At 55.1% G+C, this 12277-nt stretch carries 9 protein-coding genes; 6 read left to right on the top strand and 3 right to left on the bottom strand.

The genetic code is table 11. The features are described from left to right. Positions 1–24: 24 nt before the first annotated feature. Genes BLT38_RS11030 through BLT38_RS11040 form a run of 3 tightly spaced genes read right to left on the bottom strand, consistent with a single transcriptional unit; the run spans position 25 to position 2926 of the window. Entirely contained in the window at positions 25–873 is an 849-nt protein-coding gene (locus tag BLT38_RS11030; RefSeq protein ID WP_083345219.1) for a sugar phosphate isomerase/epimerase family protein, read from the bottom strand. Continuing rightward, positions 866–2185: a Gfo/Idh/MocA family protein gene (locus BLT38_RS11035; protein ID WP_083345220.1), complete on the bottom strand. Its 1320-nt coding sequence runs from the start codon at positions 2183–2185 to the stop codon at positions 866–868. Before BLT38_RS11035 ends, BLT38_RS11030 begins: the two co-directional genes overlap by 8 nt. A gap of 9 nt (positions 2186–2194) precedes the next feature. Further along, positions 2195–2926, bottom strand: a complete 732-nt coding sequence (locus tag BLT38_RS11040; protein WP_083345221.1) for a 3-keto-disaccharide hydrolase — start codon at positions 2924–2926, stop codon at positions 2195–2197. A 348-nt stretch (positions 2927–3274) separates the two neighbouring features. Between BLT38_RS11040 and BLT38_RS11045 the strand changes: the two genes are divergently transcribed. The 6 genes from BLT38_RS11045 to BLT38_RS11070 all read left to right on the top strand — a co-directional run bounded on the left by BLT38_RS11045 (position 3275) and on the right by BLT38_RS11070 (position 12189). Continuing rightward, positions 3275–3865 (top strand): ECF-type sigma factor, encoded by a 591-nt coding sequence (locus BLT38_RS11045; RefSeq protein ID WP_083345222.1) that lies wholly within the window; start codon positions 3275–3277, stop codon positions 3863–3865. A 69-nt stretch (positions 3866–3934) separates the two neighbouring features. Beyond that, complete coding sequence (locus tag BLT38_RS11050; RefSeq protein WP_083345223.1) at positions 3935–6661, top strand: serine/threonine protein kinase; 2727 nt, start codon at positions 3935–3937, stop codon at positions 6659–6661. A 132-nt stretch (positions 6662–6793) separates the two neighbouring features. After that, entirely contained in the window at positions 6794–10342 is a 3549-nt protein-coding gene (locus tag BLT38_RS11055; RefSeq protein WP_083345224.1) for a choice-of-anchor tandem repeat GloVer-containing protein, read from the top strand. A gap of 523 nt (positions 10343–10865) precedes the next feature. After that, the gene (locus BLT38_RS20520; RefSeq protein ID WP_156785097.1) at positions 10866–11240 is read left to right on the top strand and encodes a hypothetical protein; all 375 of its coding nucleotides are present in this window, start codon (positions 10866–10868) and stop codon (positions 11238–11240) included. Then, a complete protein-coding gene (locus BLT38_RS11065) occupies positions 11237–11632 on the top strand; it encodes a hypothetical protein (RefSeq protein ID WP_156785098.1) in 396 nt (131 codons plus the stop codon). The genes BLT38_RS20520 and BLT38_RS11065 overlap by 4 nt, the downstream gene beginning before the upstream one ends. A 50-nt stretch (positions 11633–11682) precedes the next feature. Further along, entirely contained in the window at positions 11683–12189 is a 507-nt protein-coding gene (locus tag BLT38_RS11070) for a hypothetical protein (RefSeq protein WP_083345227.1), read from the top strand. Positions 12190–12277 lie beyond the last annotated feature (88 nt).

The following is a 12277-nucleotide window of genomic DNA, read 5'->3' on the forward strand; positions in this document are numbered from 1 at the left end:
ATCCTGCAGCCATCCGCAATTGTTTCAGCCTTCGCGATATCCCAATTCGGCAATCAACTTCCTCATATAAGCAAAGCTCTTCAGCGTATCCGGCATGGGGTCGTTCTCGTGGTTCTCCAGCTCAAGGTCAACATAGTAGGGGTACTCGATCTCTGCCAGCGCTCGGAATATCTGCCGCGTAGGCATCACACCGTCGCCCATCGCAACGGCCTCTGCCTTCTCGTCTGCCGACGTTAGGTCACGCACATGCAGGTCAAACAACCGCTTCCCCGCCATTCGTATCGCAGCAACTGGATCCACGCCAATGCGCAGCGTATGTCCCACGTCTATGCAATATCCAATGCGATGATCCAGCGGCTCAATTGCCTTCTGCACATCAAAAGGAGATGGCCACTCGATATCGTGCGGACCGTGATTATGCAGCCCCATGCGGATGTCATACTCCTTTACAAACCGCTCTACCCGCGGCAACACAGCATGTGTCGGAGCTCCTACGAAACTCTTCACGCCAGCGGCCCTCAGATACTCAAACTTGGGCCGAACATCCTCATCGGTATCCACGCGAAAGTAAATCGCACCCGCGTCCGTCAGCTGTATCCCTGCCTCACGATAGTGCGCTGCAAGCCGCGGTACATCTGCTAACGGAGTCATGGGCAGGTGTATGTCCTTGACGTTCAGGTACGGACACTTCAGCTGATGCATGAACTGAATCACCTGGTCTGGTCCAAACTTACGAAAGCCGTAACTGCAAACTCCAAGGCGAATCACAGGCTTACCAGTTGCTGCTGCCATCCGGCCATATGTAAGACTTCCTGCCGCAAGTGCGCCCATCTTCAAGACATCACGACGAGTCATACCGGTATCGTTAGACATGCGCCCACTCCCCGCGTGCAATAGGTGCGGCCAACAGGCTGTTGGCGCGGTTACTATTTACGAACAATTCTGTCTCAGGATTCCAATGCAGCTTCTCACCGGTCTGACAAGCAATCAGTCCGATCTGCGAAATGCTGATATCGCGATGTCCCGTCTCAATCGGAATCATTGTCGGACGGTGCTCGCGTATCGCAGCAATGAAATCATTCTTATCCCATAGATTCTGCGAGAAATTCTCCTCGCCCTTCTCTGGTTCCAGCGTTACGAGTTCTGGCTTGCTGCTTGTCATCACGCCAGGATAGTTTTCTATCTTCAACCATGCCTCGCTGCCGTGATAGGTAATGGACGGGATGCTTGTGGGAGTCTGTTCGCAAGTCATTTCAAGGTCATTGGCATACCGGTAGGTCACCTTAAAATTAATCATGGTATCCCACAAGGCATTCGGAAATTCGCCGTGCCCTTCAACCTCAACTGGGCCAGAATCCTCTGACCGATTAGCCCACTGCACCATGTCAAAATAATGCGCGCCCCAGTTGCTGATCATCCCTTGCGCATAGGTATTGAGACGCATCCAGTTGGGCCGCATCTTCGTCTGTTGACGATCATGCACACGCTTCTCGGTGTATGGCACCACAGGCGCAGGGCCAAGCCACATCTGGTAATCCAATTCAGACGGCACAGGCATATCCGGAGCATCCACAACTGGAGTCGGATCAGACGGGAAAGTAATCTCTATCCTTTGCAGCTTGCCAATATGTCCATTGCGGATTAGTTCCACCGCATGGTTCTGCTTCCGTACACTACGAAACTCACTATCTGTACGAGCAACCACTCCCGATGCCTTCACGACATCGGCAAGTGCGCGCCCTTGCTGCACACTTAGGCTCAAAGGCTTTTCCAGAGCGAAGTTCTTCTTCGCCTTAGCAGCCATTGTGCCCATGGTCGTATGCCAATGGTCCGGCACTGAAATCATCAAGGCATCCACATCCTTGTGATGAATCACATCGCGAAAATCCGCCGTTTGCGTGCAGCCGTTATAGCTGCTCTTACCATCGCGCTTTGCATAAAACTCATTCACAAACTTCTGTGCTTCTGCCATACGCCAGCGGTCTGTATCGCATACCGTCACCACCTGCACGCCCGGCACAGCGAGCATCTGTGGCAGGTTAGAACCAAATGCCTGCCGTCCTGTACCAATAAAGCCTACGTTGATGCGGCCACTCGGCCCTTGAGCTCCAAGAACACGCGAAGGCACAATGGCTGCGGAAGCAGCATACGCAGCGGAATGCATAAGAAATGTTCGACGATCCATGGCGTCTCCTTACGGCAATTGCTTCAGCTTCAAGTTGCGAAACGCAACATTATGGCCGTGGTCCTGCAAAAGGATGTGCCCGGAATGAATCGCTGCAAAATTGGGATAAGCGTGGAATTTGCTTTTCGCAACGCCTTCCTGAAACGCTGCCGACGTGCGTTCTACGTCAATCACTTTCTTCCCATCCAGCCAATGTTCGATATGGTTTCCGCGCACGCGAATACGAGACGTATGCCACATCCCCACTGACGTATCACCCTTGTTTGGTGCCACAACGTCATAGATAGCCGCAGTCTTCTTCGTCGGGTCAAGAGGCTTGCCCATGTAGATGTAGTGCGCGTCGTCAATGATCTGGTACTCGTATCCAGGTTGCGATCCCTGCGGTTTAGGCTGACGCTCTTCCACGAAATACTTCACACCACTGTTGCCGCCCGCTCCAAGCTTCCAGTCAAAGACCATTTCGAAGTTCGAGTAGGTCTTCCGCGTAACAATATCGCCACCATCGCCCGCCTCCATACCCGCCGAGAACTCGCCACGTAACTCTCCATCATGAATCGCCCACCCATGCGACGGCAGTGCATCCATGTAGGCACCACGCCACTGCGACAACTGCTTACCATCGAACAATAACGTCCAGCCGTCTTTCTTCTCGGCGTCCGTAAGTGTGTTGGCGGCTTGCGCCATCATGACCGTGGATGTGGCCAGCATCAGCATGGCCCATAGGGCCCGTCGAAACATCATTCATCATCTCCATCGCCCTCTCCATTCACTCTCGGAAAACCTGTAGCATCGAAGGCACGCGAATTCTACCCGCCTCAGCAACGATTGACGAAGTTCGAAATCCTCATCCTGGCTATCGACATTCTCAATAGATCCAAACGGCAACAATTCTGACGCTTGAGCCGAGCCGCATCCCTGGCTATTTCGCGAAACATTGCTCTGATAACAGACGTCCCTAGAGTTGTTCGATCGAGCCGAGGGCGCACAAATCCTAGGGTGTCGGAATGGATAGAACAAACTTTCGATGAATCGGCCCGGATTTAAAGGTAGATTGAATCATCACCAGAAGTCGTTTGCAGGTTGGGCTGAATGAAGGCAGTACAGGGCGAGATTACGCAACTGCTCATCAAGTGGAAAGATGGCGAACCTCAGGCATTTGAAGAGTTGATGCCGCTGGTTTATCCGCACCTCCGAGAAGTCGCGGCGGCTTATATTCGGCGCGAACGGACACCTGGATTGATGCAGGCGACAGCGCTGGTTCACGAGCTCTATTTGAGGTTGTTGAGTGAGAATCGGGCGGCGTTGGAAGACCGTGTGCATTTCTACACGTTTTCCGCCAAGGTTATGCGCCTCATTCTGATTGACCATGCCAGAGGTAACAAAGCTCAACGTCGCGGAGGTGGTCTGCAACATGTGCCATTGAGTGATGACATGCTCTGGGTGGATGTCGGTAGTCCAGAGATTCTCCAACTCTCCATCGCGTTAGAGGAACTGCAGCTGGTGGATGCTTACAAAGTACAGCTCGTCGAGTTGCGGTTCTTTCTCGGTTGCACAGCAGAAGAGACGGCAAGCTTGTTGCAGGTGTCAAAGGCGACGGTTGATCGCGATCTGCGCTTTGTGAAGGCATGGTTGTATCGCCGTCTATATCCGGAGAACGTAACGGCCCCAGTCTCGAAGTGATTCACTGTTGTACCGTTTTACGCAGACTGCAATGTAGAGCTTGTAGAAAATGCTTCACATAAGAGGCCAATGGATAATTCTGCCGAGTGGTTGCTGCGCACGGAAACGATCTTCCACGAAATCATCGGAATTGGCGAGCCAGAACGTAGCACTGTTCTTGAGGAGCGCTGCGGCGACGATGCCGCCCTGCTTAAAGAAATACGCTCGTTGGTGATCGCCTACGAGGCAGAAGAGTGCTACCAGAGAGAGGCTGCTGAGGCAGAACAACCGGTCGCAGGTGAGCCGCACAGAATTGGCCCATACGCCATGGATAAGCTCCTGGGTCGAGGCGGCATGGGTGCCGTGTATCTGGCTCATCGGGTAGATGGCCAGTTCCAGCAACAAGTCGCTATCAAGATAATCGACTTGCCCCTTGCAACCGATCTCTTCCGCGACAGATTTCGCACGGAACGCCAGATACTTGCTGGCCTGTCCCACCCGTATATTGCGCGCTTGCTGGATGGAGGCGTGAGTCCGGATGGTGAGCTGTACCTTGCGATGGAGTACATCGAAGGCGTTTCGATCACGCAATACTGCGAAGCGCATTCGCTGAACGTCAGTCAAAGACTCGCGCTGTTTCACAAGGTCTGCGAGGCGGTTCAGTACGCGCATCAGAACCTGATTGTGCATCGCGACCTGAAACCAGACAACATCCTGGTGGACGCTGATGGCCACCCGCATCTGCTGGATTTCGGCACGGCCAAGATCCTGACGCCATTGGCGAACACTGAGAGAGATCTGACGCAGGCCGGATTTCAGACGTTTACCCCGCGCTACGCCAGCCCGGAGCAGGTGCTGGGACAACCCATCACGATTGCTTCCGACATCTATTCTCTTGGTGTTCTACTTTACATTCTGCTCACCGGCGTTCCTCCCTATGAACTAAATGAATTCAGCACGGAAGAGATGGTGCGAGTGATCTGTGGGCATGAGCCACGGAGGCCCAGCGCGGTCGGCACTTTGGGCAAGCTCGATGCGGATGTAGACAGTATCGTCTTGAAGGCGCTGCGCAAGGAACCACAAGAACGCTATGCGACGGTGGACCAGATGGCCGCGGATGTGCAGGCGTATCTGGAACAAAGACCTGTCCAGGCTCGACGTGGAAACAGAAGCTATCTTGTAGGTAAGTTCGTCCGTCGCAATAAGCTTGCAATTGGAGCGGCCAGTCTGCTGTTTGCTAGCGTGATCGCGGGCGTTGCGGGAGTGGCATGGCAGTCTCGCAACGCCAATATGCAACGCCGCAAGGCAGAATCTCGATCTGAGGATCTGCGCCAGCTCAGCGCCAGTCTCTTGTCTGAATTGGATGATGCAATCAAGGAACTGCCAGGATCAACGTCCGCACAAAAGCTGCTGGTAACACGTGTGTTGGAGCATCTTGATCGTATGTCAGCGGATGGCGCCGACGACCAGTTGACGCAGCTCGATGTGGCAGATGGCTACACGAGGATCGGCAATCTACAGGGCAATCAGTATGACCAGAACATCGGCGATGCCGTAGGTGGCCTTGCAAGTCTTGATAAGGCCGTGGTGATTACGGAAAAGCTCAAGACGTTGCATCCCAATGATCCGGCTGTGCAGCATGCCTACGGATTGGCAGAGCAGTCACGAGGAGAGGTCCTGTTCGGTATGGGACGTCTTAAGGAATCAGTTGAGTCCCTACGTCGTGCCAGCACGACCTTTGGCGATCTGGCGCTTGCACCCAAAGCGACATCGTTGCAGATGAGCGAAGCTGCGACTGCTTATGGTGGGTTGGGAGACGTGTTGGGACAAACAGGGCGCTTAAGTCTGGGAGATTCACAGGGTGCTCGGGACGCCTATCGTGCTTCGCTTCGCTTTCAACAGAGCGCTCTTCAGGCTGATCCGCACTCTGCGCGTGCGCGACGCAGCCTTCCCATTTCGATGATGAAGATTGGCAACACAGAATTTGACCGCGATCCGTGGGTAGCCAAGGAGCAATACCAAGCCAGCCTGCAGGCAATGGAGAACTATCCTGCCGAGTTGAAAAAGGGGTTTGCCTACACGCGTACGTACGGAGGAATCGCACGCAAGTATGCAGCGGCACAGGCGGAAACCGGCGACTATGCTGGCTCTATCAAGACAATCGAAACATACCGGCCCGCGATGGCTGCGTACGTTAAGGCCGACCCGACAGATGATCGAGCCCTGGCGGACCTGAATGCCTTCATGGAAAATGAAGCCGGTTCCTACGAATCGCTGATGAATCCGTTGCTCAATCCGGTCGATGCAAATCGCCCAGAGTATCGAGCACATGCGATTGCTCTATTGGAACAAACGGATGTGAACTACTCGATTTTGATGAAGCGGAACCCGCATGACGAAACATCGAAGGGAGCTCAGGCAGATGTCCAAGTGCGCCTCGGCGTGCTGGAGCAGGCAAATGGACAGCGGGCGCAAGGGGCAGCCAAAGTAGAGCAAGGCCTGGGAACATTGCATGAGTTGGTGCAGCCTGCCAACGCTCCTGTGTTCCTTCTGGATCAGATTTCTACGGATCTGCTTCGGATCAAGCCCCTTTCACAACCAGATCCGCAGGCGGAGATTCAGTACGCGCTGCGAGCCGTTGCACTGAACGGGCAGAAGCCGATATATCGTCTCACTCTGGCGCAGTCCTATCGCTCTGTCGGCGATGTGGACAAGGCACATGACGCTGCTCGGGCAGGTTTGTCACTGCTCGCTCCGGCACGCCCAGGCGAAGGAACGACGCGCACCCGGCGTCTTCTGGAAGCTGAATTGAAGTAGCCAGTCTCAACGGGAAAATAATCTCGAAAAAATTCGAAAGCGGTGAGTCATTGTTTGGCTTGCTTCCGCACCTCTCAGTAGCCGACGCATAGCAGTTTCTGCAAGAGCGGCGAGAACTCCAAGAGGTGCTCCATGCTTTCTGCCCGGGTCCGTCCCACTTTCCATGCCATCGTTCTCTCAATTGGTCTTCTCATCAGCCTCTTTGTGCTGAGCCTGCCGGCGTATGCACAGCCGAAGTTGACCACGCTTTCTTCCAATCTGAACGACACCTGGGAAGGTGCTATTCAGGCCAGCGATGGCAACTTCTACACCACGTCCATCATCACCATGCGGGTCTCAACGCCCTATTCCTGCGAAGACAATCCTGCCGACACCTGCAGCTACATCACCAAGATCAAGCCCGATGGCACAGCCACCATCTTCCACACCTTTCATGAGGTAGACGGCCAGAACAACGTAGACGGCATGTCGCCGAACCCCATCATTGAAGCCAGCGATGGCAACTTCTATGGCTCTGCGCTGATCGGCGGCGCTGGAGGCATCGGCACGATCTTCAAGATCACTCCTGCAGGAACCTTCAGCGTGATCTTTACGTTTACTCACGCGTATACGAACGGTATTGAAACCAGCCTTCCGTATGGGGGTTATCCTGGTCCGCTCGTCGAAGGCAGTGACGGTTTCCTTTATGGCACAACGCAAATTGGTGGCCCGGTCGGCACTGACTACGGAACGATCTTTAAGGTAAGCAAGACGGGCGCAATGACCGTTCTTCATGAGTTTCCGGGCTCCCGAGTAGGCGATGCCCGCAATTTCCCTGACGGCCTGCTTCCCATCTCGCTCATCCAGGGCGCGGACGGAAACTTCTACGGCACCACACTGCAGTCTCCCCAGGATTCCAAAGGAAACTTCCTCGGTCTGGGTACTATATTCTCCATCTCCTCCACAGGATCCTTCACCACTCTGCACAACCTGGCCATTGATGGCAGCGAGGGGACACAGCCCTTCGGCCCACTCACACAAGGCCCTGATGGCAGTTTTTACGGAACGAATAAGGCCTTCGGGTATACCGGTACGCCCGATGCCCAACTCCCTGCACCGCTTGATACCTACAAAACCAACGGCAACTTTTACAAGATCTCCAACACCGGCAATTTTCAGGTTCTGTACAACTTCACCGGTCAGGCTGACGGTCGAGACCCCAGCCCTTACCTCACCCTGGGTAGCGACGGAAACTTTTATGGCGCTACGCGCTATGCGGGCAGCAACACTGGCTGCGCCCCCTTCTCTGGTTGTGGCGTTCTGTTCCAGATGCAGCCTTCCGGTACGGAAACCGTGCTCTACAGCTTCCTCGGCACGAAGGACTCCGGCATCCCCTACGGTCCACTCGTACAAGCGAACGACGGCAGCTTCTATGGCACCAACGAACTCGGTCTCACCGGAACAGAGAACTACGTCCCTGGCTCGTTTTTCAATCTCGCTCTCAAGCCTGCTCTGAAGGGGCCCATCCAGATCACCTTCTCGCCCACCACTGTCAACGCGAATCAACCCGTCACCTTGAAGTGGTCGGTATCAAACGCCTACTCAACGACAGCTCAACAGTGCCACGCCTCAGTGCTCGGTATGCCTGCCGGGTCCGGCGCATGGAGTGGACCGCAGTATGGTGCAGCCACCAGCTCAGGCTTCGGTGGCAGTGCAACCCTCACCCCCACCCAGGAAGGCACGTATACCTATGTGCTCAACTGCGGTGGAACAGAAACGGGAACAGGAACGCTCGTCGTTGGCAATCTGCTCACGGTGCAGACGACGTCCTTACCCAGCGCGACTGTTGGCAATGCATACTCGCAGGCTCTTGCAGCTACAGGTGGAACACCGCCCTACACCTGGTCGCAACTCTCCGGCGTGATTCCTTCCGGTCTCTCCTTTGATCCCACGACCGGCGTTGTCTCCGGCACACCGGATCAGTTTGTTGACGCAAGCCTTTCGTTTCAGGTCAAAGACTCTGCATCCCAGCCCAACACGGCAAATGGCATCGTCACACTCTCGGTAAAGTCCGGACTCATCATTAACACCATCTCGCTACCCAAGGCTACGGTGGGCGTCAAGTACACGCAGGCCCTTTCAGCGTCCGGCGGTAAGGCTCCCTATAGCTGGTCGTTGCTGTCCGGCAAGCTGCCTGACGGTATCGTCTTCTCTCCCTCCAGCGGCGTCTTTTCCGGAACACCCACCACACCCGCCGCTGCTGGCTTCTCCGTTCAGGTCAAGGATTCCGAGGGCACACCCGCAATCGTCTCTGGCTCCGTCAGCCTCGATATCGTTCCACCCACCCTCGCCATCACCACGACGACCGTCCCCACCGCACAGGTCGGCAAGAATTACTCCGTTGTTCTAGGGACGACCGGCGGTACCGCCCCTTTCACCTGGAGCCTGACCAGCGGTACGCTGCCCAAAGGCATCGCTCTGAACGCTGCAAGCGGCATTCTAAGCGGTACGCCGCAACAGTTCGGCAACGCTACGATCTCGGTTAAAGTCACTGACTCCAGCACACCGCAGATGACTGACTCTGCAACTTACCCTCTCACAGTCATCTCAGGACTCGACATCACCGATACGACTGTTGGGGACGGAAAGGTGGGTACGCAGTACTCCGCGGGCCTGACGCCCACCGGTGGCACCCAGCCCTATAAATGGTCAATCATTAATGGCGCGCTTCCGGCAGGCCTTACTCTGAATGCCGACAGCGGCGTTATCTCCGGCACACCCACAACGCAACAGGTCTCCACCTTCACCATCCAAATCCTCGACAACGAAGGCACGCCAGCAGCTACGACCAAGACTTTCAACATCAATATTGCAGCGGCTGCACTGGCCGTCAGCACAACCACGCTCAGTTCTTCTGCGGTCTCTACAGCGGTTGGGCAAAGCGTTACTTTTACCGCTACGGTAAGCGCAACAACCGGCGTGCCCAATGGAGTGGTGACCTTCTACAACGGCAGCACACCTCTCGGCACAGGCAATCTGAACAACTCTGGCGTTGCCACCTTCACCACTACATTTACCAGCGCAGGCATCTTTCCTATCACCGCGGTCTACGCGGGAAATGGAACCTCAACGGGTAGTACTTCGGCAGTGTTATCAGAGACTGTCGTCGCCGTTGGCATCTCCGCTGCGTTCAGCCCTGACAGCCTGACAATCACCAGCGGAAGCTCAGGGACGCTCACCCTTACGCTTACACCTACAGGTGGTTACACCGGAACGGTGACCTTCTCCTGCGGCACGCTACCTGCACACGTCACCTGCTCCTTCGCTCCACCATCGGTGACCATAACGTCCAGCACGACAACTGCAACTGACACACTCACCATCAACACAGCATCAACTGCAACAACGGCAATGCTGGATCCCACCACGGGCCATCGAGGATCACGAGGAAGCAGTCTCCTCGCGCTAGCGCTGCTCTTGCCGTGCTCCATGTTTGCGCTCTTAAGGCCACGGACACGACGTCTGCTTCCGCGCCTGTTGATGCTGGCCGTTGTTTGCTGCGGGTTTGTTGCAATGACGGGGTTGTCCGGTTGCGGTTCAACCAGCCCTAATGCAAGCCCCGGAACATACACGGTTCCTGTGACGCTCACTTTGTCTAGTGCTTCCACTCAGACGATCAACGCCACCATCGTAGTGAAGTAAATCATTAGATACGAGTTGGCAGAACGGCTTCCGTTCTGCCAACTCGCTACCGCCAACCAAGCAAATAGGGCGGAACTTGCATCATGAATAAACGCCGACCGCAACGGGAAAGTCTCCCAAAGAGCCTTTGAGACAAGCGGAGCGAAATTTCATAAGGTTTATTATTCGATAGTGGACGCAGTAGGAATCGAATCAAAAAGATAGCGTACTTTCAACAACATACAGGGCAGCGGATGACACCCTAGACCAGAGCGTGCGGTACCGTTGCTTGCGGCGGACTTCATGCCACCGCGTATCCCGGACATTGCTTTCGAACGTATTGAAGTGCCTGCGCGTACTGAACAGCTCGCATCAACGATTCGGATCGACGCTCCGGCCGAAGTCACCGACGCCAGATGATCACACTTGGCGTTCAACAGAAGAAGCGTTCGATCCGAGGCACCGTGAGCGATTCCATCTCGGAAGCAAGGGATCAGGCCAAGAGCCAGCTCAAAGACCACCACTATGTCGACGTCGTAGAGAAATGGGCGATCAATTGCCCTACCATCCGCAGTTTCTATGGCGAAACACGCACTTCAACGCACCGCTGAGCCAGGACTCCTCCGCACCGGATGTCGTTCGACCTACGTACGACGTAGAGAAGCTGCACGGCATGCTGCCTGAGGGCACACTCCGGGCGAGTTTGATGACCTCGTTGTCCTCGGGTCGCGACCATCGTGGAGACGTAGTCGATGGTGTGATCACGCGGCCGTTTTTCTCTGCAGACAAAACTAAACTGATCGTGCCGGAAGGAGCGGTGCTGCACGGAAGGTGGTTCGTGCGAAGTCCGCGCGATGGTTTGGTCGCAATGGAAGTTTGCGTTTTACGTTCGCCTCTGTGGACATACCTGCTGCTGTGACCTCTAACGAAAACGCCGGATCCGCGCCGCAAGCGTTGGAGGTGCACGGACGGTTATCCGCTGCGGAGCCTTCGGAAGGCGAACACGTCACGATGGATGAGGAAGGACAGATCAAGGCCAGCGATGGTCCAGCCAAGTATGCCGAGTCACTGATCCTTGGCGCACTTGCGATCGCATCAGCCCCTGACGACCACGATCAAGGAACAAATGCTGGAATAGGCTCGTCGACTGTTGCTTCCAACGGATTTGGTCTCATTGCGCGCGTCGTCTCGCTTACGACATGCGACCGAAACATCGTCCAAGGATTTGCCTATTATGCGCTGGCAATCTGTCTACTTTCACTTCATTGCGCGCGGCCACCAGACCACGTTCCCACGTGGTACCGAGATTGAGGTTGCTTTGAGTAAGAGATAGGACGGAGCATTGCCATGAGATCTCCAGAATGAAACGCGAAACTCATCGCAAGCAGTTCCCGTTGGAGGATCCTATGAAGAAACTCGTCGTTCCCACCGTACTGATGCTGGCCAGCAGTGTTGCCTGCTACGCCGATGCGGACAAAAAGATCACGGAGGCGCAATTACCGGCTGCGGTTCGCGCCACAGCGCAGCGCGAAACCTCGGGCGCTATGGTGAAGGGCTATCTTACCGAAATAGAACGTGGCGCTCGAGTGTACGAAGTCGAGACCATGGTGTCGGGACATTCACGCGATCTGCAGATCAGCGCGGACGGAACATTAACAGAAGTCGAAGAAGAGGTTCCTTTCGACAGACTGAGTGCGAGTGTGAAGGCCGGACTGATGGCCAAGGCAAAAGATGCCAAGATCGTCAAAGTGGAGTCCCTGACAAAACGTGGCAAATTGGTTGCCTATGAAGGCTCGACGGTGAAGGGATCACATCATGGAGAGGTTCAGGTTGGCCCGGATGGCCAGCCCCTTAGCCACGAAGAATAGTGAATAGAGCAGGGGGGCTGTGGAGAGTTCCCATCTCTACACAGCCGCTTGATTCTCTTAGATCAGTGCGTCTCGTCATCGAGCCATC

The sequence above is a fragment of the Terriglobus roseus genome (assembly GCF_900102185.1).
GTDB classification, from domain to species: domain Bacteria; phylum Acidobacteriota; class Terriglobia; order Terriglobales; family Acidobacteriaceae; genus Terriglobus; species Terriglobus roseus_A.